The sequence below is a fragment of the Sphingobium sp. FG125 genome, assembly GCF_057809795.1.
In genome coordinates, this window is the sequence record NZ_JBMDKQ010000013.1 from 1 (window position 1) to 26996 (window position 26996).

The window sequence follows — 26996 nt, forward strand, 5'->3', positions numbered from 1 at the left end:
ACCTATCGGCCATCAAAATTGACGCCGACCGGACACCGTAATCGTCGCGCTACAGACCGGTCAGCACGGCGTAATCGAAGACCTTCCGTGGCTCGCGCCCGGCGGGTCGTATTGTTAATTTTGATGTTTTCGCTGGCGTGACCCGTTCTTTGATCTGAAAAAGGGCTGCAATAGCGGTAGCCTGATCCGCACGCGATGCCCGCACAAGCCCTACCCATCGTTCATCGGCTAGCTCGCCGTCATACATTGCGAGATGCGACAGGTAATTGTTCACGTCTGCGAAGATCAGGGCATCACCTCTGCCCCTGGGCCGCCGCCCAAGATCACACCCAACAACCAATAAGGGTCCTTCATCCAGTCCTGCCGCCAGGTGACTTTCGATTGTGCCAAGACCGTCACCAGGATGATGCGACGGCGTCCATTCTACTAATATCTGGATCATAAAAACCTATCTGCCGGAACTTGGCCAATTCAGAGCGGGCTACGTTAATCGGATGCCAGCAGCATTTCAGCCTGGATGCGCGGTATTATATTATTGTCCCGCGCCTAGCTTCAAATAAGTCACCTCGAACGACTTGACGGGCCTGTAGGCTTGAAGCCTGTTTGCGATATTAAAGGCATCCCCCATCTCAAATTTCTGGAAGATATCAAGGCCGCGATCGAGACTGATTTTCCAGCCGGAATCGCTGACTATATGGCGCGCATGGATGGTGCCGGTGCCATCAAATTCCCAATCAAAGCGAATGCCCGCAATCGCCGCAGCTTGCTCGACCGCAACGAGATTTGCCTGTTGTTTGTCGGGATAGAGTGTGTCCGGGCAGGTGATCAGATGTAGCTGGACTTCATCTTCAGCGGGCTTCCGCTGAGCGATTGCTTCGACGAGTTCCATCAGATTCCGAATCTGATGGAACATCCGGATATACGGATCGGTGAGCACAATCCGGGTCGCACCGTTCAACCATGGCCAGAAAAGATCGCCGAACGTAACACCCTTCTGATTCTCCGCCAGGATACGGTGGCCTTCGCGGGGACCAACAATGGTTGGGGCAGGAGCGGCGGGCGCTGAAGATGGTATTGCCTCCGCCGTAGAGACGACGGTGGCATCGGCTTCTTCGCCTAGGTCATCGCCGACGGCACGTTTGTGATAATGTGCCGGGTACTCGGTCTCTTCCAGCGTTGTCACCTCAATCAAGCGGCCATCACGTGCGGTGAAGGAGAACGCTGTCTCCGGATAGGTGCTGTCGATCCGGTAGAGCTGGTCCTTGACGCGCTTGCGACCCTCCATCGCCAGGCGCAGCATCTCCTCGGTCTCGACCTCGGTCGCGCCGCCGGCCGGGAACAGTAGCTTCATCAGCCCCGAAAAACTCTTGTTCACGCCATCTCGGTCTCGGGTCGAGATGTCGGACGAGAGCGTGAACAACTCTTGATAGCGATTGGCGAAATCGTCGTTGCGCATGTGGCGCAGGATTTCCGCGAGGTAATCGACCACGAAGCCATAGCCGGACGAGAACATTTCGCCGCGGATCACGTCGATCTCCCAGCCTGGCACATACGCGTGGAGGCGATCAATGAACGCGGAGTCGTAATATTTTTCGGGTAGCTCCTCAAAGAGATCGCTGTGCTTGAGCATGTAGGGCACGGTGTGGCGGGTGTTACCGACGAACACCATCGACGCCTCGGCGCCCAGCGTCTCCACGCCGCGTGAAAAGGTTTTGTTCGCCATGTAATTTTTCATGATATCGACGAGCGCCTTATCGACCTTCTTCTGGCGACCTGCGAATTCGTCGAACGCGACTGTATCCCAATAACCGACGAGCCCGATCTTGCCCGAGCTGTTGTTCACGAACAGCTTAGGTACCGTTACCTCGCCACCTGATATCAGGATGCCGTGCGGCGAGAATTCGGAGAAGATATGTGACTTCCCCGTTCCCTTGGGGCCGAGCTCGATCAGATTATAGTTGCGCTCTACGAACGGGATTAGCCGCATAAGCTGGAGAAGCTTGCTGCGCCTGCCGAACATCGCCGGATCGAAGCCGACCGTTTGGAACAGGAGGTCGATCCACTCCTCGGTGGTGAAGCCCCCGCGTGCGGCGAGATAGGCGTCGTGATCGAAGCGCGAGAGTTGGATTGGTTTGATGGTGCCCAGGATCCAGGGCTCTACGTTCTTGTCGTCGCTATGCTCATATTCAACGTCGGCAATGCACCAGACGCCGCTCACCAGCAGCTTGGGGTGCGCTTTAACTGTAGTGGAATCGATGATGACGTGCTTGATGCCAAGATTGGCGAAGCTCGCCTCATAGGCGTCCTTGTCGGTGTTTAGATCGACGCTGACCCGGTCGATTACCTTCCAACGACCCTTTTCGCGGATGTTGGAGCGAATTAGGCCCGCCTCGTTGCGGTGGACATAATGTTTGCGCAGGATCTCCTTCACCGTCTCGATGCCCGACTGGATCGACGCTTCGTCGCTCGTGGCACAATATTGCCCAAGCAGATATTCCAGCACGTAGGAAGGAACGATGGCGTTGCCCTTGACGGTCTTCACCAGATCCTTGCGGACCACCAAGCCGGGAAACCGTTCGTTGATCTTGTTGTCGAGTGCGGTCATCGCTCGCCCCTTAGAAGTCGAAATCGTTCGAGAAGCTGCGCTTCAGTCGGTATCGAGCCGTGCGATAATCTCGAAAATGAGATGTCTCGCCATGCCGCTCTTCGAGCTTCAGGATCACCTCTTGATCATTGAACGCGTCGGCTTGGCGCGACAGAAGGAAGCGGACCGGAATTTCGCGCTCGCGGGGATTGTCGGAGCGGAAGTCGAAGACCAAGTCATGGCGATCGGAAATCAGCTCGCCCGATTGGGCGTAGATCCCGGCCCGCAGCTGGCGCGACTGGGTTTTCTCAGTAACCGCAGTCGCCTGATAGAAGCGCACCGATATCTGGCTCGAGGTGATCATCTGGTTCGAGCTGCCAATGATTTCTACCTCGACCGCCGAAATGTCGCTCTGACGCTTCTTGTTGATTTTGACCACGGGAACGACGATCTCCTGCAGCGTCGCACCGCCATGGACGAACCGGCTCCCCGAGCCCTGCCTGCGCAACCGGTTGATCGATTTCGGGATCAGCACTTCCACGGAACCCTGAAGATTGGCCTGCTCTGGCGTAAAGCGCCGCAGGCCATGGTTGGCCTTCAATCCATGCCCGAGGATGAACCGGCGATCCCGGTACAGGATCGTGTCGCCCTCCACCTGAGCGGAGGAGAAGTCGCTCTCCTCGATCGGCCGGTGCTGATAAATGAAGCCGTGGTCGGCGGTGACGATCATGTTGGCGGCGTTGGCGCCGTTGAGCTTTTTTACCAGCCGCACTATCTCCTCGATCGTGTCCTCCACTGCCTCGAAGACTCGCTCCTCCGAAACCTGCTTGTCGCCGATCGCGTCGATCAGGTTGTGATAGATGTAGATGACATCGTGGTCTCGGACGAGCGCCCGCGCCTGATCCTTGTCCAGCCCCATAAGCTCCTCGGCTTTCAAGGCAGTGGCCCTGTCGCCTGTGCGACCTTCCGCCAGGATCTTCTTGCGGTTTTCCAGGCCCTGTGAGCTCTGGCCGTCTACCAGGACGGTGGCGGTGTCGTTATCGGCGATCTGCAAGTCGCCGTTGGGCAGGAGCGAAGCCATGCCGAGTTGGGTGTAGCTCGGCAGGCTGCCAAACACTGGCTCGATAACCGCCTCGTAGCGGTCAAGGCTCCGAATACGCCCGAGGAGCTCCTCGGCAACTTCGTAGCGGAGTGCGTCAGAGATGATGACGCAAATCTTCTGATCACGACGCCGAAACTCACCAACATGCTCGCGATAGAAGCCCCGCTGTGCCGGGATAGGCTCGGCCGACCAGGTTTCCGCCACGTCCACATGGGTCTGCCACGCCTCGTTGAGGCGCAGTAGATAGCTGTTCACGTAATGGTTCTCGACCTGCTCCGAGAGCTCGCGCATCAGGGTCGCTTGTCCAGACTTTTGCATGTGCCAGATGAATTTCCGGTAGAGCTGGTCGATCCTGAACCAGCTCTTCGCGTATCGTTGCACGCCCTCAGCCAGGCTGGTCATGCCAAGCGCTACCTGCGCCATCGCCTGCTGGAATTCAGCAGCAAAACCGATCGCCTCATAGAGATCGCGATAGGCCCCGTACCAATGGCTTTGCCGCCGCTGACGAACCCAGCTTAGAACGTCAGCCTGGGCGACCGTCTGGGCGCTGACCTCATGAACTAGCGCACGGATAATCGCTCGATCGACCTCCTCGAAATAGTCGATCTCGATCAACGTGCGGAAATCCCGCTTGGCCAGATCCTCGGCGATACCCAAGGCATCGGCATAGTCGGCCGCCAGCTTGGCGAAGACCTCGCCAGCATTGCGGTTGTTTTTCCACCGTCGGAAAAACACCAGGGCGTCGGGGGTCAGGATCGGCTCCCCGCCAACGGCGCTCTGGTAACAGGATTTGAATAGGGCGATCGCGAAGTCGCCGATGCTGGGCCGCTCGGCGCGATAACCGAAGATCCGCGCCATCTGTTCCCAGAGGAAGGCGTCCAATCCGATGCGGCCAATCACCCGGAGGCTATCCTCGCGACCCTCCGCAAGCTCCGCCAGAAGTCCTTCAACAACGGTGTCAAAGCCCCCTTCAGCGCCCGTGCAGATGGCCAGCATCTTCAAGCGCAGGGCGGGTTTTGTGTCATCCCCGCGGATCACAGTCTTCAATTTTTCCATTCGGCGGCTAGAACGGAAAAACTCCTGATGCTCGCGCACTAGATCCTCGAAGCCAATCGGCAAGCCGAGATCGCTTAACCAGATGGCCACCTGATCGGTCTTGAACACAACATTCGCCAGCTCGACGTCGAGCAGCCAATTGTCGATGTCGCCTGGCCGCGGCCCCTCCCAGTAGAGCAGAAACTGGTCCTTCGGGAATTGCCGTAGTATTCGGTGCTTCACAGCGAACTCGGTGTTGACGAGCTCGATTTTCGTCACACGGCTAAGTGCCAAGCCATCGAATGCAGCGCGGAACTCGCGCGCGGGGTCGTACCAAAACACGATCCGGTGCTTGTCGAAATGGCCTTCAAGGCTCTTGGTGATACGATCCAACATGGTCAGTCGTCGGCGTCATTCAGGCCCTTAATGGGCTTCAATGCTGCACCGAACTTCGGATAGTTGGACTTCACACCATCATCGAGATCGATCTCGATCTTTTGTGTGGCCAAGGGGAACAGAACATCGCGCTCCCACGCATCGAGTTCCTCGATTTGCTTGCCGGTCGCTTCGATCTCTTTCAGCGCCTTTGTTCGCTGCGCCGGGGACGCGTCGCCGCTGATACTCAGCGACTCCTGCCCTCTCCGGTGCGCCTCTAGCTTGGACCGGAACTCCCGCAGGTAATCGTTCAGCAAAACGCTTACCGTGTCTGGACGGTAGCGATGCATATAAATCAGCGCATTGAACGTGCCTTTAGGGCTGGAGAACAACCAGTATATGGGCCGCTTCTTGTACCGCTTTACATGATCATTGAAAAAGTCGCGCGTGAAATACCTACGGATATCCTTGCCCAGCGCCTCCTCGACGAAGGCAAGGTTTTCCTGGAAACGCTCTTCGCCGAAAGTAGCACGAAGAAACCGGCGGAAGCGGTTGGTGACGTCATCCGCGAACCATTCACCGTCGAGCACTGGGATGACGTTGTCCTCATCCGGCATGAAGGATGGATCCGGCACGCGGACCAGATAGTCAGCCAGCGTCTCCCCTTGACTAGCGAGCACCAGGCCGGGCGCGTCGACGCTGTAACGGCCGAACATGCAGCCCACAGCATACGAGACGAACTCGGCCATTGTGTCGGCGCGCAGGCGGGTTTCGCGGTCGTCCTCGGAGCCCTTCACGCCATAACGATAGGCGGGGTTACAGGTGAGAGTGATTTCCTCGATTGGCACCTCGGGGGTTAACTCATCTAGCAGGCCATAGGCGTCGATGAAGACGCGGTTATTCTCTTCCTCCAGCCGCTTCATCTCATCTGTCATACCTTGCCAGTGAGCGCGGAGAGAGGCGTAGGTGGATTTCAGCGATACGGAGCGGTAAACCTGAAAAAGGAGCGGGTGCGTGGTGAAGTCCCAAGAGTACTCAAAAGCGTTCCAGTCGGCTTTCGCTAATTCAATGGCCTGTTCTGACGTGCTGGTGGCATCTGCTCGAAAGTCTTCAAAAACTGCAGGTACTTTACCAAGTGGCCCCTCATGAAAATCGAGTGTCGGACTGAATACCCTCAAGGCTTCCTCAACGATCTTCGAATTCATTAGAGCAAGTAGGGGTAAGCCATCATCGCTGTGATGTGGAAAACACATCGATCCCTTAGTTTCAAATATGAATCCTTCAGGGCAAAACCTCATCGAGAAGACAGGAGCTATGCTAGACCAAGTGAGACCACTCTCGAAGTATCGGCTAGCATTCTTGATTATACGAGTCGGGGATCCGTAAAGGCCTGCCGCAAACTCAAACAATTCCTGACCATCGTTTTCCCAGTTTACGAGATACTCATTAAATCCATACCATTTTCTGAATCCGCCACCCTTAGTGCAAGGAAACCACTTTGCACCAGTCGCAGCCGCAGCCTCACGTGACGAGCAGCCGTACGCGATCTTTCGCACCGCCACTTCCTGCCAGAACCTAAGAAAGCGATTGTTGTCGCTAGTTTGCAGACCAGCACGCGGATCGGCATAATCGGATACGCTCTTTGCTTCAGCGAATACCTTCTGAAAGCGCTCGCTTAACCAGTAAGCCACAGGCTCACCTGGAATGGCCTTAAAGTTGGCTGTTCCAGACTGATATCGATAGCTGCTACTCGGATCTTTGATCGCTTCGAGGACCATTTCCGATTTCTCGGCTTCAGATCTTCCATCGACGAGCCTGATAAATGTCCCCACCATGTTGCTTTTTGCCGCGCGCTTCAGCACGAATGCAGTAGTGGAAACAACAGACCCGCCAATTGTATCGAACCCGCGCTCTCCTATGTGAAGCATACTCAAGATAGCTGCTTGATCCCACATACCAACTCGAAGCTTCTGGTAAGTTCCAAGAAACATCCATGATTGCATATTAATCATCGCCAACATTCCATGGCTTGCACAAAGGTACAACCCACGCTCCATGAACATCGCATAGAGGTCGGATTTACTTGATGGGAAGCTATGTTTAGCAAAGTCCTGCAGGATTGGATTCAATCCAGATGTGCCTGCATATGGCGGATTGGCAACTACCACGTGGTATTTAGCTGTCAGCGTCTCGGCCATGCGCAGTGCGGCTGCAACACGAGTGCGGACCTCATTCAGGAGCAAATCCTCGGCGAAGTCTCGCGCCTCGACCACACGCAGCGTCTCGGCCGGATCGGGCAGCTTCGGCACGATCAGCGAGCCGAAGTTTTTGGCCTCCTCGAATTGCAGCAACGTGTCTCGCAGCTCGCCTGAAAACAGGTCGTGCCCCACCACGGCAGCCACTTCCCGCATCTCAGTCAGCGTAAAGCTCACGTTCTGCAACACGACGATCTCGGGTTTCACCTCCATCCGCAGGAACCGCCGCCGCCCGAGTTTTGCTGCCGCCTTCATCGCCAGCGCGAAGGCTGCCAAAGCACCCGCGCGATCATCGATCTCCAGCCCGGTTAGGTTGTGCTTCAGGATCAGCGCCGGAATCTCGGGCGGGTTATATCCCTCTTCCTCATAAATCGCGTGGAGGAGGTCGAAAGCGTAAGTCAGCATATGTCCGGACCCGCACGCTGGGTCGCAGACTTTGATATCCTCCGGACGCGACATGCGCAGGAAGTCTGTCTCCGGTTGCTCCGGCGCTATGTAATAGTCCATTCGCTCCTTCAGCCTGGAGGCAGGCCGATTCAGCATCCAAAGCCGACCGAGCGAATTCTCGACGAGGTAGCGGACAATCCAGTGCGGGGTGAATAGCTGGGTGGCCGCCGGGATGTTCTCGGCCGTGATCTTCACGTTCTTCTTCAGCCCCGCGAAGACCTCGTCCTTCTTCTCGGAGATGTAAAATTGATAGAGCCATCCGATGACCTCGACATCCTCGCAGACGTCCGGTGTCATCGCCTCGCGCAAATAGGCGAGGATGGAAGCGTTAGACAGGAGATCTTCGGGGAGCAGCAGTTCGGTGTAGTCGTCGATCCGCTCAAAGAGGAACGGCATGACTCGATGCCAATCATTGCAGATCGCAACGAGCAGCAGCCGATAGGCTTCGGCTTGTGCATCAGAGCTGGGCGCTCGTCCATCCAACAGGGCACGGGCCTGAGCGCGAACCTTCTCGGGGATGCGGTCTTCGTCGATGTTCCCGGCCTTGGCCTCAGCCAGAATTTCCGGCTGAAATTGGGCCGACAAGGGCGAGATGACGCGAACGGGATTAAGGTCGTTGACGTCCATGTAGCGCAAGGCCGTAAAGCGGTTGAACCAAATATAGGCCACCCGCTCGATCACCTGCACCTTGCCATCCCGCGCTATGGCCGCGTCGAGCTTGTTCATCGCCTCCGGATGCTCACGGCGCGCCGCGGCGCCAGGAGCGAGCACGGAGTCCAGCTTGGCGCTCACCTGACCGATTAAGGTACGGCGCGCGAACTGTGCGAACTTCTTGAGCTTAGAGGTATCCATCAGGCGGCTGCCTCTTCATTTGCGGCCGCAGCAGGAACCCGAGTCACGGGCCAGTCGGCGAAGGTCTTGTTCCAGATGTCTACGGAAAGCACGACGCAATCCGCGATGTGGTGGCGTCGCCAGGGCCTATCTGTCTCGCACCGAATGTCGGCAAGCAGCCGATCCTTGAAACCAGTAAGAAGCGCCTTTTGTTGCGCACCATCGAAGGCGTCGAGGCCTAGCAGCACGATATACTTCAACGGTTTTGTATCGCGCTCCATCAGATGAAGAAACGTGTATGAACCGCGCGCCTTGGGCGTCAGCTCCTGCGTCAAGATCGAATTGTCCGATAGCCGCTTGAAATAAGCCTGCCGCTCCTCAGCAGGTGCCCTTTTGTTGGATGGATCCTTGATCTCAACCAAAAGAACGTCCTCGTCTCTCTCGATAACGAGATCGACGAATTTCATTTGTATCGGTAACTTAACGCCCTGACGGTCCAACTCCTCCCAAACGAGCTCATCTGGGAACAAGAACTCCAAGTCGGCATTCGCCTCAGCCTTGTAAGCCTTCATGGTTTGGCACCGCCGAGAGCCCGCGCCATATCTTCATCGAACAGCTCCGCAAAGGTGTCCGAGATCGCCGATTTTGAGATCAGCGAGTAGCTGTCGGCACTCTCCACCGCTAACTTCTGAGAGACTGGATCGCGATAGAGGGCGTGAAACCGGACATGGTCGTCCTTTCCCTTGTCGATCAGCAGGTCCAGCCATTTTAGAAGTACGTAGTCGTGCGTAGCGAGGACGATCTGCTGACCGTTGCGGGACAACTCCAGCAGAACCTGCACGAGCTTCTTCATCAGCTTCGGATTGAGGTTTGCCTCCGGTTCATCCCAAAGAAGAACGCCAGTAGCGCCGGGGCTGATCGACCCGTTGCAGAGCAGTCGATGCAGCACGCCGATTTTCCTGTATCCCTCTGCGGTCATGCCGCTTGATAGCGATTGCTCGCCTCTCGGCACGAAGCGGGTGACAGTCGAGTCCTGGTAAGCCTGCGCTGACTTCGACTTCGACCGTGCCGGATCGGCCTTCTCTTCGTATCGGCCAGGCTCGAAACGGAAAGCGCCTTCGCTGGTCCAGCGATACCGCCCGCCGACGAGGTCGACCAATTCGCGGACAACACTCGATAGCCTCGGGTCCTCGTCGAGGCTTGAGGCTTCGTCTTCGAAACCTGGACGGACGAGAAGTTCCGCGATGTCGATATAGCCGTCGTCGAAGATCATCTCGACAGTCGCACGATCATGATCCGGGTGGCGCATCCCACGAATGAGAGACAGCACCTCCTTCGTCGGAATGAACACGGGCTGCAGTTCATGGCCCGTGCCGCCGGTGTCCAACCTGATCCGCACGGCCTGGGAGCGGCTGCCGAACGAGATTTCTACTCGGGTTCCATTACTACCCACCAAGCTGAGCCGACTAGGCTCATTTGCGCCGCTAGCTCGCAGGACCCCTATCCTGTTTTCCTCGGGAGAGAAGAGCCGCAGCAGCTTCCTTGATATGTCGGCCGCTACCTCCTTGGCGGAACTATCGGCGGATGCCGGCAGGCCCGTCAGCGCCAGGCCATAGATCGCCTTCAACAGGTGCGTTTTGCCCGTCCCGTTGGAACCTATGATGACGTTCACTCGCGGAGAAAGCGTGATCTCTAGATCCCCGAACGCCGTAAAGTTCTCGATCTTGACGCCGGTAATCATCAGACGGTCACCCGCTTGCCTGCGCGGATTTCTGCAACAAGCGTATCTCGCAACGTGTGGAGATACGCATCCACGTCCTGCTCATCAGCAAGGAAGGGCTTGGGGTACGCGACCCGCAGCCCGGTGGCTGCCACGTATTGAGTAGGCGGCGGCGCGGGTGGGCTTTGATTGTCGGGCGCGCGCCCCTGCTTATCCTCGCTGCTGGCGGGACCAGTGGGCCGTGGCGGCGGCGTGGTGACGCGGCCCAGGAGCGCCGGGAAGACCGTCGACTTAAAGCCCGTCACACGCTCGCGGATCACAGCGATAAGGCTGCTGCTCTGGATTGTCTCAAGAATGCCCGCAAAAACGGCCTCGATTTCTCGGCGCACAGGTTCAGCCAAGGTCGAATATTCCGGAAGCGGCCGGAGCTTTTCCCTCAACGCTTCAATTTCAGAGAGCGCCGCCCTGCGCTCAGCGATGATTCGGGCATCAACCTCAACCTTTAGGGCGTCAAGGGAGCCCTTCATCTGCTGAATGGCACTACCCGTGAAGCAGATTGGATCATCCAGAACGGCTCGGATAGCACCGGCTCGATCATCGCCGCCATAACCGAAATTGGCGCCCTGATCAGCAAGGTAGGTGCGCGCTTCGTCGTAGATCGCTTTCTGCGACCCGCCCATGAAGCGGCGAACCGGATCAAGGACGCCCTCCTTGAGATCGAGCAGGCGCTCCTCGTGGCGACCGAGGTCCTGCACGTACCATGCATAGGGTTTGCCGGTGACTTCGCGCACCGCCTCCTGCACCTTGGTCAGGGAGGCGAGAAACGGATAGCGCGACGACTGCGCTTCCAGCACCGCAAGTTCAGTCTTGAGCGCGGCGAACGCCTCGGCCGCTTCGAGACCCAGCGCCTTGCCTTCCGATCCGGCCGGCTGCGAGTCGAAAAACTCTCCAAAAAACTCCTTTAGCTTGCGCGTCTGCGCAGCGGTGAATTCCACCTGTAGCTCCACCACGATGTTGCCATGCGCGTGGGAATTCTGAAGCCCGCGTTGCAGCGGCTCGCCTTCCAGAGGGCTTCCATCCTGACGCGCTTCGATCTTGCCGCGCCCGATCAGGCTAGCCGTCGTGGACAGGATCGCGGCATAGGACCAGCCGTAGGGCTTGCGCTCGAACCGTTCGAGAATGGCCTTGATAGTCGTGCGAATGCCAGTGCGAGCATTGGCCTGGGCATAATTCAGGATCTCTTGCTCGGCCTCCGTCAGATTGGTGTCATCGCCGCCGAACATGCCGTCGTTGCCATGCGTCAGGGCCTTGGCAATATCGTTCTCGGAATAGGCGATGCCACGCAACATGCCGAGATTGACGTTCACCTTGTTGACGAGAGTCTGGAATGCGCGTTCGATCCTTGCTTGCGGATCCTCCGACCGAACCTCGATCTCCTCGCCACGCACGAATAGCCGTGCGTCCGCCAAAAGCCCTTGAGCTCGCAGCGTCAAATCGCGTTGGCGGCTGCTATTCTGCTCGCCCTTTTCGCGGACGATCCGCTCTATGGTTGGCTGTTGTGCCACCGCGCGGGCCTGGCGCACATATTTGTCGGTTCGCTTGAACATCATCAGATCGCTGACGAAGCGGACATCGGCGTTGAGTACAACGGCCAGCTCGTCGCGCGACATGGTGCGCATCGCAATCGCTTCGGCGTTTCCGCTCTGCTCGTGGAACGGTGTGACGACGTTTATGGCCAGCTCATAGTCGCGGCCCAACAGTCGATCGTCCAAATAGCGGGCGAAGCTATAGTCCTGTGACGAGGCATCGTGTCGGAGCTTCCGGCTTTTGATGACCCCATCGAAAATTAGGCTTTCGAGCTCCTTGGCGATCTCGGCAGTATCGACTTCGATCGCCTTGATTTCCTGTTCGATATCCTTTTCCTCGTCAGTCAAGAATTCGAAGAGGTCACCGTTGCGCTGAATATAGGTGTTCTGCTCAAGCAGGCTGAGTGCTTCCTCAACATGCCGCTTGTGCTTGGCCAGATCCGCGTCAAACCGGCCGAGCATCAAGATCGAAATATTTCGCGCGGTCGGTTTAAAACCCTTCACGTATTTGACGAGGAACAATGCCTTGAGAACGCGTGTGGCGAACTCGTCACCAAGATTTTTCTCAGCGATCAGGATCGATTGCTGGACGTTGGATTTGAGGGCCGTTCGTATCCCTTCGAACATCTGGTCGAAAGTAGCGACGCCGCCGACTGAAATGTCAGCGAGCATGACCGCAACCTCCTGGAACACGCCTAGCATCGACCGCTCACCGACAGAGCTATGTTTGCCCTCGAAGGCGTTGTGCTGCGAGAGATTCTGAATCGCCTGTTGGAAGAGAGGATACTGGTAGGGGACGAATGGGTAGCTATGTATGAAGTGATCGCGGTCCCGGAAATTTTCGAGACGCATCGAGCCATCCGAGAAGTCGAATAACGTCTTCAGGTTGTTGGCTTCGTGATGATAGAGATCCGTTAGGGACAGAATGCCGGCCTCCGTTTTTTTCAGCAGGCGCTTTTGTATTACCTCCGCCACGTCCGCGCTGTTGAGCGGCATCCGGTTCGCGAAGCGCGCCTGGATCTTGGAGAAATCGTTCTCCTGTCGCTGTGTCATGTCGCCAATGACTGCACCCATGTCCTGCTGGGCAGTCACAATGATCCACGCGCGGCCACGGCACTTCGTGTTCAAGCTCTCCGCAATGGTCTGCAGGTTCGTCATCAGCTTGACGTTGTCGGCGATAAACTGGCCGACCTCATCGACGAAGAAATTCAGCCTGAATCCCGCCTGCTGCGCCTCAATATAGGACTTCACCTTGTCGGCAAAGTCCTCGATCGATGACCGGAAATCCTGTCGGTACTGGGTCAGGATTCCCTGGGCCGATGACGGATCGGCTCCCGTCGCCACCGCATAGGCCTTGGCGACGTTCGCATTTTCCAGCAGGGCCTGTTCGCGCCCCCGCTCCCAGGGCTTTCCTGCGACGGCCTGGTACGCAGCTTGGAATTTTTGGAGAACGCCTCGGCTGTCAAGATCGCGCTCAAACTGTGCGATGTGCGGCTGCTTCCCGTAATAGCCGCACATTTCGTCGAAGACTTTCTGGAACACCGAAAGCAGAGCGTCGATCTGCTCCTTCGAGATCACATCGGCCTTCTGGTCGATGTTAAAAAGGATGCTCCGCGAAGGGATCGCGACAGCCTTGCGAAGGTCGGCGGCCAGAATCTCGTTGTCGGCGCATTTCTGCTTGAAGAGCTCGTAGGCAGACGTCCCGCCAACGTCGCGATTCTCCAGAAGGAGCGCTAGCATCTTCAGCAAGTGCGATTTGCCCGATCCGAAGAAGCCCGAAATCCAGGCCCCATTGGCCGTCTCATAATTATTGTACGCGTCGAGAAACTTCTCGAGCTGGCGTTCGATCTCGTTGGTGATCACATATTCTTCGAGCTCGATCCTGAGGCTGGCCTCGTCGTCAGCCTTGATGACCCCTTCGATCGCGCGATCGACAGGCTTCTCGAAAATGTCGCGAAGTTTGGTCATATTCCCCCTCAGATCTCGTAGTGCATTATATTGAATGCACGGTAGTATTTGTCGTCGTGCAGAGTGCCGAACAAGTCGAGCGACGCGCCTGTGGCCAGGCCATGCGTGTAAGTGCCCGGGAAGAACATTACCGTCGGTTTTTCCTTGGCGGTGCTCTGAAGATTGTTGAGCACATTGTGCGACCGAATGTACGGGTAGACCTCGCCCACCCCGGACAGGAACAGGACATCGAATTCCTGCCGCGCCAAGCGCGCACCAATTTCCGGCACCAAGTGCGCTTCCGGATCGAGCACCCCTTGGAGCAGCTCCTTGAGCTCGGCCTTGCTGATGTCCGGCTCAGCCGCGAGGACCTCATCCCAGATGCCCCGCTCTCTCAGCAGCGTGACGCCTAGATCGTAAAGGTTGATCTCGAAAGCGCGGACTCCTCGGCTCTCTAGCTGGTTGATCAGGCTTGACCGCATTCCCTCCATGGCGACGGCTTCATCGGCCGGATAGGGGCAGATGAAGAACGGCACCTCATTGCCAAGCCCCTGCTTTTTCAAGAAGCGCTCGCTGGCAATCACCTTCAAAAGATGATCGAAGCGCTCCTTTGCGGGCATAGCTCGTCCGGTTCGCGGTATCATCGATCTCCCCCTATCTGTCGTTCGGCTCCCGGGAAAAACCGAAGCTCGTTAGGGTCCCCGCTATGGATCACAGCTAAGACTCGGCGCGACAGTATTGACCCAAGAATCCGATCATCTGGGGACAGGATCTCCGCCTCTCGCATGAGGCGAAAAAGAACGGCGCGGAGCTTGGCGCGGGTAGTGATTGTAAGAGCCGCCAGCTTCGGAGACCATTCCGCCTTAGCTGCCAAAAATGTGTCGAAGTCGTCGTATGTGACGGCGGTGCGGAGAGAGAGGAAGCGCTCATTCAGCACCTCTACCGCGAACTCGCCGATGAAACGGTACGCGCGGCAGGCGGCGAGCCATAGCAGCGCCGCCTGTTCACTTCGCTCACCCTCGACAAACACCCCGAGTTCAGCGTCAGACAGCCATCTCAGTCGGTTGACGATCTCACGAATCGAACGCTGGGCCGAGCTTGCCTTACGCACCTGGAACGCGCCGGCCTCCCTAGCCCGGGCGGCCGTGGCATCCCAGTGGTCTCCGTGGCGGTGAAGCCGCGCAACCGTGACGCTCTCGTTTACATACAGCCCGCCCGTCCCAAAGGACATGAGGTAGGACTCGTCTTTACGTTTACTCATGGCTCAGGTCGTCCACGCGGAAAGCCGCGCCCCTAGAAACGATATCCAGCTGACAGGAGAAAAATCCCATGCATACCAATGCGGCCTGCGCCATTTTTTCCATGCGAGATATCACGCTGCAAACTCTGCCTTCTCCAAAGCCGCCTCGGTCTCGGCCTGATTGACGACAACAATGTGCTGACTCCGGGCCGGCAGCTTGGCGGCGTCGCCCAAGAGCCCGAGCCGCTTCAGAACATAGAACAGCATGGCGTAGCGCACGGTGAGGACCGCAGAGCCTTTCTCCATGCCATAGTCTTTAGCGACGACGGCCTTCTGACTTGTGGTCAGATCAGGGTGAGGGCCAATCTCGACCCCGAACCGCTCTTGCCAAAGCGCATCATGCTCTGCGGGTGCCCCAGGTTCGCCGAGGCTCCCGATCCCGAGAACGCGCGGCAGCAGGAAATCCTTGAACTTGTCGGTGACGTGACAATAGCCGCGAACGTGCCAGCGGAAGCCGTCATAGCCGAAGGCGTGGGGCGTGATCCGGCGCCAGATCGGATCGGGCCGATCTTTACTCATCGACTGATAGTGAATGTCCACAGACCGGTGATCGCGCACGGCGCTGAGGACCGTGCGCAACACTGACGCGTCGATATCCCTCCGGGGTGTCAAGGCGATATCAGTGTCAGGAACCTGGGTGATCCAGGATTCCGATAGATCGATCAGTCCTTCAGCAACCGACCGCAGGCGCGACAGATAGCCGTCGGGATCGGGCTTGAGGAAATGGGGTTCGAAATGCTCGCTCGCGACGTACCGCTTGGCGCTCTTGTCGTAGAGGGCATTGTTGGGCGCTCGCTCCTGGTAGAGCGTCAAATCCTTTGATGCTTGCGGCACCGAGACATCGAACATCTCGATGATGTCCGAGCGATTGACCCCGCCTTCCCAGAACAGGCGGAACTCGATGAACTCGAGCCGACGCTCAACGCCCCACTTCAATGTCGTCAGGCTTTCCGCCATCCGAATCTTCCTCCAAAACGGATGCAGATAAAAACTATATGGACACATCTGCACGACTTGTGTAGTTTCTATTCCCATCACGGAGTCGCGTCAAGCGAAACCGTGCCGGGCAACAGGAGGACCACATGGCCAAGACCCCCTCGAAGAATGAAGTAACGAGCAAGAAAGCCGCGACTGCGGCATCGCAGGTGCTGCGCGACCCCAAGTCGAGCGCAGCGGCAAAATCGGCGGCGGCTTCGGCGCTGACGCAGCGCCCCAACAAGAAGTAACTCAGGGAGAACGACGATGACCACCCTTTCCAACCGGCGGACCATCGTCGCCCACGGCCGTTTAGCTATGCGCGAGTTGCGCCTCGACGCGGCCCGGCAGCGCCGACACGGCGTGCAGATCATGTCATTTGAACAACTCGCGGTCCGTCTGGCCGGCGGCTTCGCCCGTCCGATCGATGACGAGTGTTTGCGAACGGCGATCCAGGCCGTGCTGCCGGACACGAACCTCGGAGAGCTGGAAAGCATCAAGCTGCTTCCCGGCATGGTCGAGGCGGCGGCCGACACGCTCCACAAGGCGTGGCGGGCCGGTATCGATCTGGCCGCTCGCGCCGGGGATCATCCTCGGCTCGACTCGATCGCGCGCCTCGAAGCTGCGGTTCTCGCCCAGTTGCCGCCCGGCATGATGCGTCCCACTGATCTCGTGAATCGCGCCTTGGGGCGGATCGCTCACGCTCCGGCGGTTTTGGGTCCGGTCGAGATTGTCGGCATCACCGAGCTTTCGCCGTGCTGGCGTCCGCTCCTGCAGGAACTCACCTCGCATACCCCGGTGCGCTGGACAGCCGGCCCCCGTCCGACCCCGCCGTGGCTGGAAGCCTTCGACGTCACGATCGACCGGGCACACGCGACCGCGCCGGCAATCAGCACGGTCAGCGCCGCGACTGCCTATCACGAGGCGATCGAGGCCATTCGATGGGCGCGGGGCCTGATGGCTTCAGGAGAAGCGGAGCCCGCCGACATCGCGATCGCGGCCGCATCGACCGGTGACTACGACGATCACCTCCTCGCCCTGCGCGCCGATGCGAACCTGAATCTTCACTTCGTCCACGGCATCAAGGTCACGACAACCCGGGATGGTCAGGCGGCTGCGGCGCTCGCGGATCTCCTCATTCGCGGCTTCTCACAGACCCGGATGCGTCGGCTCGCAGCGTTGTGCGGTTCGGAAACCGGCCCGTTTGCCGGCTTGCCGCAGGGCTGGCTGCGGGTCCTGCCGACCGACGCGCCGCTGGCTTCACCGGCATCTTGGCAACGCTTGCTGGACCGGCTGACCGCCGACGACTGGCCCGACGCGACGGATCATACGCCGACCTTGCGTGGCATCATTGATTTGTTGGCGAAGGGACATCCGGCAGCCGACGAGATCGGCGCAGCCTTTCTGTCCGGACGCGCCCTGGCGAGCTGGCGCAAGGCTCTGCTGGCTGGACCATCGGGGTCGCTCGATGCGACCTTGGACAGCCTGAAACAAGATGACGGGCTTGAGGCCTGCGTTTCCGTGGCCTGGATGCCTGCAAGCGCCTTGGCGGCTTCGCCGCGCCGTTTCGTTCGGCTCATCGGCATGAATTCATCGCGCTGGCCGCGCGGCATTTCCGAAGATCGTCTGATTTCCGATCACATCATTCCAACCGCTGAGCTGGACCCGCTGCCGGTCGGCGCGGCGGATCGGCGAGATTTTGAGACCATCCTCGCCACGACGAACGGTCAGATCGTCATGTCGCGCGCTCGCCGCGACAGCGAAGGCCGCTTGCTGGGGCGCAGCGCACTGCTCGGTCCGGCATCTGAGGAGATCTACATCCGGCGCAATGCGGTTCCGGCTCACGCATTCAGCGAGACCGATCGATTGATGGCACGACCCGATGAGTTCGCGCGGGACAGCCAGGCCATCAGCGCCACCACGGCCTGGCGCAACTGGCACCGCAAGGAGATCACACCGCACGATGGACTGGTTCGCGCGGACCATCCTCTCCTGCAGGCCATCCTCGGCCGGACTCAATCGGCCAGTTCGCTTCGTCTGCTGCTCCGCAGCCCGCTCGGCTTTGTATGGCGCTACGGGATGCGCCTGCGCACCCCAGAGAGCGGCGCGGACCCGCTTGTCCTTGATGCATTGGCCATGGGCGACCTGGTTCACACGACACTCGATCTGGCGCTTGCGACGCTTGAAAAGGCCAGCGGCCTCGCCGCGGCTGACGAAGCGCAGATCGCTGGCGCCGTGCAGGATGCTGCGGCCAGGATCGCGGTCGTGTGGGAAAGCGAACGAGCGGTCCCACCGGCGCTCATCTGGCGACGGACGCTCGACGACGCCCGGATTCTTACCACGCGCGCCCTGACTTACGGCGACGAGCATCTGCCCGACGCCCGCTCTTTTGGCGAAGTCGCCTTCGGCGGCGCGACGCCCAAAGCGGACACCGCCAGCCCGTGGGATTCGCACACACCCGTCGAAATCCCCGCAACCGGCTTTCGCATCGCCGGCTATATTGATCGCCTGGACATTGCCGGAGACGGCAAGCGCGCGCTCGTTCGTGATTATAAGACCGGACGGCCGCCCAAGGACGATATCAGTCTAGATGGTGGCCGCGAGTTGCAACGCTGCCTCTATGCCTTCGCCGTCAAGGCCCTTCTTGGCGACGACGTGTCGATCAGTGCATCGCTGCTCTTTCCGCGCGATCAGATCGACTTCCAACTCGGCGACCCGGAAGCGACGCTCACCGAGATCACCGGCTATTTGCAAGCCGCTAGGGCGAACCTTCAATCTGGCCAGGCCCTCATCGGTCCGGACACCGGCGGCGCCTACGACGATCTGGCGTTCGCCCTGCCGGCCAATGCGGGCGCCACCTACTGCAAACGAAAACTGCCCGCCGCGACCGAAGCTTTCGGCAATGCTGCGCTGGTCTGGGAGGCACAGTGATGACCGCTGCTACCAACACACTGCGCGATGACGCCGCCCGCCGCACCGCCATCGGCGTCCATGATCGCTCGATCCTGGTCGAAGCCGGCGCAGGCTCCGGCAAGACAGCCGTGATGGCCGGCCGCATCGCCGCCATGCTCGCCGAGGGCATCGCGCCCAAGTCGATCGCAGCCGTCACCTTTACGGAATTGGCAGCCAGCGAGCTGCTGATCCGCGTTCGCGACTTCGTCGCCGACCTCGCGGCCGGCACAATTCCGACCGAGTTGCACATCGCATTTCCCGACGGCTTGTCAGCCAACCACAGCGCGAACCTTGCGGCCGCCGCATCGGTCATCGACGAGATCACCTGCTCGACAATCCATGGCTTCTGCCAGCGGCTGATCAAACCCTACCCGGTCGAGGCGGACATCGATCCCGGTGCGAGCGTGATGGACCGCAACCAGGCCGATCTCTCCTTCATTGAAATCGTCGAGACGTGGCTGCGCGAACAGCTCTCGGGCGGTGAAGGCGGCATCATCGCGGAAATGGTGCTGCACAATCCCGGCGAAACCGTGGGCTTGATCCACAAGATCGTCGCCAACCTGCGCAAACGCAGGACCGTCTCCGCGCCGCCGGTCAGCGACCTGGCCCCGCACCTGAGCGCGTTCCAACATGCCGCCGATGGTCTGATGGAGTTCATCCGCACCGCGCCAGCGGTGGAGGAAGAAACCGCCATGCTCGCCGAGCGCTTCGCCGGAATGGCAGCAGGGCTCGACAGCGGGCCGATCATCGAAACGCCAGTCGGCTTGGTGCGATTGCTGGTTTCGCCGCCGCATCCCGACCTCTGCACTAAAACCGGCTCGTTCCTTGCCTACAAGAAGAAAGGCAAATGGGTCGAAGCCGCCAAGCGCGAAGGCTTGGCCAAGACCGAAGGCGAACGGCTGAACATCGCGGCGGATGCGCATTACGCCGCGTGCTGCCAAGCCTGGCAGGATCTGGTCCAGAACGTCGCCAGTCGCGTCCTGTGCGACCTCATCGCTCAGGTGCAGCCTGTGCTGGCCCGTTTCCGGGACTATAAGCGTTCGGCCGCCCAGCTCGATTTCGACGATCTGATCTTCGCGGCGCGCGATCTTTTGCGCGATCACGACGATGTCCGACGGTCCCTCGCCGCCCGGTTCGCCCACGTCCTTGTCGACGAGTTTCAGGATACTGACCCGCTCCAGACGGAAATCTTCTGGCGCCTCTGCGGCGAGCCGCCGGCCGGGGTCGCAAGCGCAGACTGGAGCGCCTTCACGATCCGTCCCGGCGCGCTCTTCCTCGTGGGTGATCCCAAGCAGGCGATCTATCGCTTCCGCGGCGCCGATGTCAGCGCCTATGTCCGGGCGCGCGATGCCTATCTCGCGCAGGACCCTGACAGCGTGCTGGCGATCTCTACCAATTTCCGTTCCTGCGCGCCGATCCTGACCTATGTGAACGAACGCTTCGAGGCGCTGCTTTCGAGCGAGGGCCAACCCGGCTTCACGGCGCTCGATCCCTTTCACGCCGATCGCGGCGAGGCCCTTTGCGTTGCGGCTCTCGCCGTCGCCGTTGCCGATGAGAATGGCAAGGCCTCAGCCGAGCACCAGCGCGACGGTGAAGCCGACGCGATCGCCCAAATGTGCGCCCGGCTGATTGGCAGTGAGATGATCCTCGATCGTCGCTCCGGCGCCAGTCGACCTTGCCGGCCAGGCGACATCGCTTTGCTTGCGCCCACCGGCAGTGATCTTTGGCGATACGAGGAGGCGCTCGAACGCCACGGCATCCCGGTCGCCACGCAGGCAGGCAAAGGCCTGTTCCGCCGTCAGGAGATCCAGGATCTGATCGCGCTGACGCGTGTTCTCGCCGACCGCCGTGACACGCTCGCCCTCGGGGCATTGCTGCGCGGCCCGCTCGTCGGTCTGACCGAAGAAGAACTGCTCGACATCATCTGGGCACTTCCTCGTGCCGAAGACGATCCCGAACGGCTGCCCCGCCTCGACCTCGGCGTTGAGCTCGAGCATATCGCGCATCCGCTGGCCCGATCGACCATCGAGACGCTACAGGCGCTCTATCGTCAAACCAACAGCACCACGCCGCACGACCTTTTGTCGCAAGCGATCGACGCGCTGCGGGTCCGTCCCATCCTGCTGGAGCGCCATCGCGGCCAAGCTGAGCGCGCGCTTGCAAACGTCGATCTCTATCTCAGCCTGACGACGTCCTTTGCTGTTCGCGGTCTGCGCGCTTTCGCCGAGACGATGACAGTGGCATGGACCGATGAGGCCCGGGCGGTCGAGGGACGGCCCGATGCTCAGGAAGAGGCCGTGGCGCTCTACACGATGCACGCGGCCAAGGGCCTTGAATGGCCGATCGTCGTCCCGATCAACACGATGACCAGCATCATGGCACCCGAAAGCGCCGTGACCGACCGCGACAGCGACACCTTCTATTGCCCGGTGTTTGGGGTGAGGCCTGTTGGCTATGACGCTGCGCGAGACGCCGAGAAGGCCGAACTCGACCGCGAGCGGATCCGATTGTGGTATGTCGCAGCGACGCGCGCCCGCGAGCTTCTAGTGCTTCCACGCCTCGATGCGGCGCAATCGAAATCGGCATGGATTTCGCTTCTGGATCTTTCGCTTGCCGAACTGCCGGCGCTCGACCTGTCGCATTTGCCGCCCGAGCTCGACCTTGCGGCAGGCGACGAGGCCAACGACCAGACCCGGGATGTTTTTGCCGCTGAAGCGGCATCGATCGAAGCGCGCCAGCGTCGCCTGATCTGGCTTGCGCCAAGCCGCGACGAAAGCGCCGATGGACCGGTTTTGACCCCGGAAGCAGTAGAAATCTGGGCAGCGTCGGAGGCCGGTCAGCCCGATGACGAGGCGGTGCGCCCCAATGTTCAGGGCGGCCGCGAAAGGGGCCTGATCCTGCACAAGCTGCTGGAAGAAGTGCTGACCGGTGAGACGCCGGACGATGCGGGAGCACTCAGCGAGCGTGCACGAGCGCTCATCGGCGAGATCGGCAGGCCCGTCATGGCAGACCCTTCTCAGGGCCTTTCTCCAGACGAACTTGCCGGTTGCGTGGTCCGCACATTGGCGCTCCCCGAGATCGCGCAGTTGCGTCCGACGTTGGCGCCCGAACTGGCGGTCTATGCAGCGCTCGACGTCGACGGCGTTGAACAGGCGACGGTGGGAATTGCTGACGCCACCAGCTTCGACAGCGCGGGTAGGCCAACCGTTGTCATCGACTGGAAAAGCGATGTGCAGCCGACAGCCGAAACCCTCAATCACTATCGCGCGCAGGTAGGCAACTATCTGGATATGACGGGCGCCGTTCGCGGGCTGGTCGTACTGGTGACTACGGGCGATATCATCGCAGTATCACCCGCGCCGGTCGTCTCTTGCGCAGCCTGATAAATAGCGGCCGCAGGGCTGACTCTGGGGGCGATAGCTAGGCTGATTGACCTGCGCACGTTCGCGATAAGTTCTGGCGAGGAGTGGGCCTCGGACGATAGAGATCTTCACTGGAGGGCAATTTGGCAAAGAAGATCGGCAGTAGTGACATAATCGGTATGCGCGGAATTGCGCGCATTGAGGAAGTCGTCCTCTCGATGGGCTACATGTTCTACGAAACCGGTGGTGTCGAGGCCGGCATCGACGGGTTTATCGAACTTCGTGACGTCGCCACAGGCGCGGTCGGTAACCTGCTGCTACAGATCCAGGGAAAGGCGACCGAACGCAAGCGGCTGCAGGGGGAGACGGAGGAGTCATTTGAATATCCCTGCTCGGAAGCGGACATCACCTATTGGATGCACGGAACGGCCCCGGTCCTGCTGATCGTTGTTCGACCCGAAGAAGGGACAGCTTACTGGAAGTCCATCAAGGACTGGTTCTCCGACGCTGAACGATTGAAAACGCGAAAGGTCGTTTTCGACAAGGTAGCGGACCTTTTTACAAGGGATTCAAAGGCAGCCATTACAGCAGTCGCAGCCTCTGTGTCACCTGGCGCATCCGGCCCGAGCGTCCGGCGGCAAGAAGATTTGCTCACGAATCTGATTGGCGTCACGACGGCGGAAACTTTGTATTGGGCGCCCACCACGTTCTCCACGGACAAAGCCTTTGGGGCGGCACTGAGAGCACTTGATCGCCAAGCAGGTTCCGAGTGGATCGTGCGCGGTAAATCCGTCCTGTCATTTCACGATCTCGACCGGTGGCCTTGGAATAAGCTCTGCGAAGCGGAAGCGATGGAGGAGTTCGGCGCCGACGAATGGGCGGACAGTGACGATGAAGACCGGCAGCGCGACTTTGTTGCCTTGCTCAATCGGGCGATCGGTGAGTTCGTAAGACCGGACCTCTGGCATGATCGAAAGTCAGGGGTCTTCTATTTCCAGAAGCCGCGCGATCGCAGCACCTTAAACTACGCGTATCGGAGCCTGAAAAACACAACGACCCGCAGAGTAGTTGGGAGCTACGGGAAGCGAAAGACCGATCCAGGTCGCGCATCATACTGGCGTCATTCCGCTTTTCAGCACCGGTTCGTCCGCTTTGCCGGTGTCTGGTTCGTGGAGCTCACGCCGACCTACCATTTCACGCACGATGGCAAAAACCCTGACGCCTGGGCTGGCGAGCATTTGAAAAAGATCAAGGAAATGGAAAACAACGCCGCGGTCATGGGCCAGTTTGTGATGTGGCGGGACTTCTTCCTAACCCACGGTGCCGACGATCTGCTGACCACACGGTATCCGTTCCTATCATTCGCTTCTCTGGATTTGCTCGAAATGGATGTTGGCGTCCCGGACGATCTCTGGAAATCGCAGGAGGCCGATCCGTCTTCCCCACTGTTCGAATATGCACAAATAGACGGCAGCACGGAATGAGGCTGTCCCATGTTCAGGAGCCCCCGCTGGAGTTCGGAGGCGCATTTCGGCACCCCGACATTCGCTTCGGCTTGATGGACTATGGTCCCTTCGATGTAGGCACGGAGGGCGCCCCAAAGCGCATTCGGGTCGGCATCGTCGGCAGCGGCGAGACCGTGGAAGGCACCGCTCGGTGGCTCGAAGCCTGCCGGGTCGGTTTCCCGGCGAAGGAAAGTCGCCAGCCCAACCTTTTCCCGCCGTTCCCTGGAACGGGCGCGGACGAATCTTTCCGATGTGAATTCGTAACGTCCGACGAGCTTCAAAGGGTGATTCCGCCTCGAGAAATTGCCAAGATCGTTGCGATCGCAGGCCAGCGCGAGATGACGCGAGCGGTCGTGGAAGCCATCGCAGAGGAAGTGGGCGTTCTCGCCGAACGGACGACGAAGCCCGACGTCGTACTTGTAGCGCTGCCCATCGAAATCATTCAGCGGACCTATAACGCGCGCGATGCTGCCGGCGCAAACGAGGCTGCGGAAGGCGGCGAAGAGGCAGAGGCTGGCCCCGACCTTGATTTTCGCGGAATGCTCAAAGCCGCCTGCATGCGGCTCCATTTGCCGATCCAGCTTCTTTGGCCGACCACATATGACCCCAGCTTCAAAATTCCGCGTAAGCTGAAGGAGAACAGTGACAGACGCACGCAAGACCCTGCCACGGTCGCGTGGAATCTACTGACCGCCATTTACTACAAAGCTGGAGGATTGCCCTGGAGGCTCGCGCGCGATGCCCGCCAGCTGCGGACTTCATTCGTGGGATTGAGCTTCTACCGGTCGGTCGATGGCGAGCACATCCACACGAGCACCGCCCAGATGTTCGACGAGCGGGGCGAAGGTCTAATCCTCCGCGGCGGTAGGATGGTTGAAAGCGAAGAGGATCGAAAGCCGCACTTGACGGCGGAGGATGCCTACGAATTGCTGAAAAGCTCGCTCAAGGTGTTCAGGCAACAGCACGGACATTACCCGGCGCGGGTCGTGCTTCACAAGACGTCGCGGTTCGATCGAAACGAACTTGCCGGTTTCCACAAGGCGATCGACGAACGCGACATCGATTATGCGGACTTTGTCTGGATCCAGAAGTCGATGACTCGGCTCTATCGAATGGGAGTCTATCCGCCCTTGCGCGGCACGTTACTCCGCTTCGATAAGGACCAGGCTCTGCTCTACACTCGTGGAAGCGTGGAGTTCTTCCGCACATATCCGGGTATGTATGTGCCACGGCCCCTGATGCTGAGGTGTCAGGCGCTGGGTCAGCCACTTCAGCATATCGCCGAGGAGACGCTCGCACTTACAAAGATGAACTGGAACAACACCCAATTCGACAATGGAATGCCGATCACGATTGCAGCCGCGCGGAACGTAGGAGAGGTATTGAAATATGTGCCTGAAGGTCAGGAAATCGCGCCGCGGTACAGCTTTTACATGTGATCCCGCCCATGCCGCGCCAGACGAAATCGGGACTGAGGTTCCGCAGAAAAGCTATTCCTCCTGACTTTGCGGACTAGCGCTCACGATCGCGCGGCTTCGAGGGTGCGATGCTTTGTTCCTCTCGCCCACCGCTGCCTGATTTGCCACGTTCATCCTGTGACGCTGCTTTCCGATCGGCGATCATGATCTCCCGCGCCCGCTCCAATCGCCGCGACACCGCCGCCGGCATATCGGCCACGAACCCTGCGATCTCTTCGGCCAGCGCGCGATCCTCGTCTTTCCCGGTCGCCGCCAGCGCGGCCGCGGCATCTGCGTATGCCCCCCGGATCTGCTTCTGTCGGCCCAGCGCCAGCACATCTTCCACCCTACGCTCCGGGTTCTTTGAACGTGCGAACTCCTGCGCGCGCTCTTCGATCAGCCGGTTGAGATCCAAGTCCCTCCCCAGCCCGGCTGTCCGGGCCTCCAGATGGTGCGCCGGCGAACGCACCCGCTTCTGGACATGGCCGCGCGCGCGGCGCGGCGTCGCTTCGGCGGCGATGCCGCGCTGGCGCAATTCATGGGCGAAGCTCTCGCGCCAATGATGAAGGTCGGCCTTGCGCGGATTGAACCGCGTCCCGTCTGCACCTTGGGTTGCGACGGTCAAGTGGACATGGGGGTGAGCGGTATCGGTGTGGAGCGCCACCATATAGCTGAACTGCCCTTCGAATTCGACACGCGCGAACGCCTGCACGGCGTCATGGATCGTGGCGGCATCGGTCGTACCGCCCGGCATCGACAAGACCATCGACACCGACGTCGGTCGGTCCTTGCCATGCGCGTTCATCGCCTGATCGAGCATGTCCCAGTCGGCAGCAATCGCCTTCAGGCGCTTTTCATCGGTGATGATTTCGCCTTCGCTGCTGCGAACCTCGAGCTTCCCGTGACGCGAGATATAGCCGAAATGCTCGGCAAGATGCCTGGCGCCACGCTGTTTGCCCGAGATCTTGACCATGACCTCGGGGGCCTTGCGCACAATTCGCTCGAGCTTGGCCCGCGCCTCGGCCGCCGACAGGGCCGGCGCGGCATTGCTCCCGCCCCTGCCCTTGCCGCCCGAGCGGATCCGCAGTGTCCCCCCGCGCAGGCTGCGCTTGCCCCCGGTTGGCGGTCGCCAGGCTTCCATCAGACTGGGGAGCGGCAGGACGCCGTCATCCTCCTCATTCATCGGCCGTATCCCAATAGGCCATGTCACCCTTGAGCGCCCGGCCAAGCGCGCGCAGCTGATCGGCCACCTCATCCCGGAAGGACGCGACCCGCGCGGCCTCGCGCGCCAGGTCGAGACGGGAATCCACCATGGTCGCGGCATGCAGCGCATGGACCGCCTGGTTGAGATTGATGCCGATCCGGTTGAGTTCGCGCCAGGACTGCGCGATCAGCACCCGGTCCGCGCGCGGCAGCGGCGATGTCGCATGCAACCGTCGGCGCAACAGCATCACCAGCCACTCGGTCCGTTTGAGGCCGCGCGCATCGGCCGCCGCATCGAGCTGGACGATATCCTCGCGCATGAGCCGAAGCTGCAGCCGGCCAGTCGTGCGAGTCCGAGGC

Annotated in this window: 17 protein-coding genes; 5 read left to right on the top strand and 12 right to left on the bottom strand. The window is 59.8% G+C overall.

Annotation, left to right across the window (positions count from 1 at the left end):
• Positions 1–49: 49 nt before the first annotated feature.
• The 10 genes from ACODSR_RS13350 to ACODSR_RS13395 form a co-directional block, all read right to left on the bottom strand.
• Positions 50–442, bottom strand: coding sequence for a hypothetical protein (locus ACODSR_RS13350; protein WP_489077235.1), 393 nt, complete (start codon positions 440–442; stop codon positions 50–52).
• Positions 443–532: 90 nt separating this feature from the next.
• Positions 533–2605: a BREX system Lon protease-like protein BrxL gene (brxL, locus tag ACODSR_RS13355; RefSeq protein ID WP_489056252.1), complete on the bottom strand. Its 2073-nt coding sequence runs from the start codon at positions 2603–2605 to the stop codon at positions 533–535.
• Positions 2606–2615: 10 nt separating this feature from the next.
• Positions 2616–5117, bottom strand: coding sequence for a BREX-1 system phosphatase PglZ type A (gene pglZ, locus ACODSR_RS13360; RefSeq protein WP_489056253.1), 2502 nt, complete (start codon positions 5115–5117; stop codon positions 2616–2618).
• A gap of 2 nt (positions 5118–5119) precedes the next feature.
• A complete protein-coding gene (gene pglX, locus ACODSR_RS13365; RefSeq protein WP_489056254.1) occupies positions 5120–8650 on the bottom strand; it encodes a BREX-1 system adenine-specific DNA-methyltransferase PglX in 3531 nt (1176 codons plus the stop codon).
• Complete coding sequence (locus ACODSR_RS13370) at positions 8650–9201, bottom strand: hypothetical protein (RefSeq protein ID WP_489056255.1); 552 nt, start codon at positions 9199–9201, stop codon at positions 8650–8652. Before ACODSR_RS13370 ends, pglX begins: the two co-directional genes overlap by 1 nt.
• Positions 9198–10370 carry an AAA family ATPase gene (locus tag ACODSR_RS13375; RefSeq protein WP_489056256.1) on the bottom strand — a complete coding sequence of 391 codons (1173 nt, stop codon included), beginning with the start codon at positions 10368–10370 and terminating at the stop codon, positions 9198–9200. Before ACODSR_RS13375 ends, ACODSR_RS13370 begins: the two co-directional genes overlap by 4 nt.
• Complete coding sequence (brxC, locus tag ACODSR_RS13380) at positions 10370–13903, bottom strand: BREX system P-loop protein BrxC (RefSeq protein WP_489056257.1); 3534 nt, start codon at positions 13901–13903, stop codon at positions 10370–10372. Before brxC ends, ACODSR_RS13375 begins: the two co-directional genes overlap by 1 nt.
• A gap of 8 nt (positions 13904–13911) precedes the next feature.
• Positions 13912–14502 (bottom strand): DUF1788 domain-containing protein, encoded by a 591-nt coding sequence (locus ACODSR_RS13385; protein ID WP_489056258.1) that lies wholly within the window; start codon positions 14500–14502, stop codon positions 13912–13914.
• 20 nt (positions 14503–14522) lie between these two features.
• Positions 14523–15143: a DUF1819 family protein gene (locus ACODSR_RS13390; RefSeq protein ID WP_489056259.1), complete on the bottom strand. Its 621-nt coding sequence runs from the start codon at positions 15141–15143 to the stop codon at positions 14523–14525.
• Between the two features lie 111 nt (positions 15144–15254).
• Positions 15255–16139 carry a WYL domain-containing protein gene (locus ACODSR_RS13395; RefSeq protein ID WP_489056260.1) on the bottom strand — a complete coding sequence of 295 codons (885 nt, stop codon included), beginning with the start codon at positions 16137–16139 and terminating at the stop codon, positions 15255–15257.
• 125 nt (positions 16140–16264) lie between these two features.
• Between ACODSR_RS13395 and ACODSR_RS13400 the strand changes: the two genes are divergently transcribed.
• The 5 genes from ACODSR_RS13400 (at position 16265) to ACODSR_RS13420 (ending at position 25415) form a co-directional block, all read left to right on the top strand.
• Positions 16265–16408 (top strand): hypothetical protein, encoded by a 144-nt coding sequence (locus ACODSR_RS13400; protein WP_173655764.1) that lies wholly within the window; start codon positions 16265–16267, stop codon positions 16406–16408.
• Positions 16409–16424: 16 nt separating this feature from the next.
• Positions 16425–19088 carry a PD-(D/E)XK nuclease family protein gene (locus ACODSR_RS13405; protein ID WP_489056261.1) on the top strand — a complete coding sequence of 888 codons (2664 nt, stop codon included), beginning with the start codon at positions 16425–16427 and terminating at the stop codon, positions 19086–19088.
• Positions 19088–22492 carry a UvrD-helicase domain-containing protein gene (locus tag ACODSR_RS13410; protein ID WP_489056262.1) on the top strand — a complete coding sequence of 1135 codons (3405 nt, stop codon included), beginning with the start codon at positions 19088–19090 and terminating at the stop codon, positions 22490–22492. The genes ACODSR_RS13405 and ACODSR_RS13410 overlap by 1 nt, the downstream gene beginning before the upstream one ends.
• Before the next feature lie 122 nt (positions 22493–22614).
• On the top strand, positions 22615–23955 hold the full coding sequence (locus ACODSR_RS13415) for a DUF4365 domain-containing protein (RefSeq protein ID WP_489056263.1): 1341 nt from the start codon (positions 22615–22617) through the stop codon (positions 23953–23955).
• Entirely contained in the window at positions 23952–25415 is a 1464-nt protein-coding gene (locus ACODSR_RS13420) for an argonaute/piwi family protein (protein WP_489056264.1), read from the top strand. The genes ACODSR_RS13415 and ACODSR_RS13420 overlap by 4 nt, the downstream gene beginning before the upstream one ends.
• A 73-nt stretch (positions 25416–25488) precedes the next feature.
• On the opposite strand, the gene ACODSR_RS13425 is transcribed toward ACODSR_RS13420, so the two are convergent.
• Both ACODSR_RS13425 and ACODSR_RS13430 read right to left on the bottom strand, forming a co-directional pair.
• The gene (locus ACODSR_RS13425) at positions 25489–26616 is read right to left on the bottom strand and encodes a relaxase/mobilization nuclease domain-containing protein (protein ID WP_489056265.1); all 1128 of its coding nucleotides are present in this window, start codon (positions 26614–26616) and stop codon (positions 25489–25491) included.
• Entirely contained in the window at positions 26609–26956 is a 348-nt protein-coding gene (locus ACODSR_RS13430) for a hypothetical protein (RefSeq protein ID WP_489077237.1), read from the bottom strand. The genes ACODSR_RS13425 and ACODSR_RS13430 overlap by 8 nt, the downstream gene beginning before the upstream one ends.
• Positions 26957–26996 lie beyond the last annotated feature (40 nt).

What these genes read in the sequence shown, in the direction of transcription:
- ACODSR_RS13350 (WP_489077235.1), bottom strand. Translation starts at nt 442, where the DNA reads ATGATCCAGATATTAGTAGAATGGACGCCGTCGCATCATCCTGGTGAC.
- brxL (WP_489056252.1), bottom strand. Translation starts at nt 2,605, where the DNA reads ATGACCGCACTCGACAACAAGATCAACGAACGGTTTCCCGGCTTGGTG.
- pglZ (WP_489056253.1), bottom strand. Translation starts at nt 5,117, where the DNA reads ATGTTGGATCGTATCACCAAGAGCCTTGAAGGCCATTTCGACAAGCAC.
- pglX (WP_489056254.1), bottom strand. Translation starts at nt 8,650, where the DNA reads ATGGATACCTCTAAGCTCAAGAAGTTCGCACAGTTCGCGCGCCGTACC.
- ACODSR_RS13370 (WP_489056255.1), bottom strand. Translation starts at nt 9,201, where the DNA reads ATGAAGGCTTACAAGGCTGAGGCGAATGCCGACTTGGAGTTCTTGTTC.
- ACODSR_RS13375 (WP_489056256.1), bottom strand. Translation starts at nt 10,370, where the DNA reads ATGATTACCGGCGTCAAGATCGAGAACTTTACGGCGTTCGGGGATCTA.
- brxC (WP_489056257.1), bottom strand. Translation starts at nt 13,903, where the DNA reads ATGACCAAACTTCGCGACATTTTCGAGAAGCCTGTCGATCGCGCGATC.
- ACODSR_RS13385 (WP_489056258.1), bottom strand. Translation starts at nt 14,502, where the DNA reads ATGCCCGCAAAGGAGCGCTTCGATCATCTTTTGAAGGTGATTGCCAGC.
- ACODSR_RS13390 (WP_489056259.1), bottom strand. Translation starts at nt 15,143, where the DNA reads ATGAGTAAACGTAAAGACGAGTCCTACCTCATGTCCTTTGGGACGGGC.
- ACODSR_RS13395 (WP_489056260.1), bottom strand. Translation starts at nt 16,139, where the DNA reads ATGGCGGAAAGCCTGACGACATTGAAGTGGGGCGTTGAGCGTCGGCTC.
- ACODSR_RS13400 (WP_173655764.1), top strand. Translation starts at nt 16,265, where the DNA reads ATGGCCAAGACCCCCTCGAAGAATGAAGTAACGAGCAAGAAAGCCGCG.
- ACODSR_RS13405 (WP_489056261.1), top strand. Translation starts at nt 16,425, where the DNA reads ATGACCACCCTTTCCAACCGGCGGACCATCGTCGCCCACGGCCGTTTA.
- ACODSR_RS13410 (WP_489056262.1), top strand. Translation starts at nt 19,088, where the DNA reads ATGACCGCTGCTACCAACACACTGCGCGATGACGCCGCCCGCCGCACC.
- ACODSR_RS13420 (WP_489056264.1), top strand. Translation starts at nt 23,952, where the DNA reads ATGAGGCTGTCCCATGTTCAGGAGCCCCCGCTGGAGTTCGGAGGCGCA.
- ACODSR_RS13425 (WP_489056265.1), bottom strand. Translation starts at nt 26,616, where the DNA reads ATGAATGAGGAGGATGACGGCGTCCTGCCGCTCCCCAGTCTGATGGAA.
- ACODSR_RS13430 (WP_489077237.1), bottom strand. Translation starts at nt 26,956, where the DNA reads ATGCGCGAGGATATCGTCCAGCTCGATGCGGCGGCCGATGCGCGCGGC.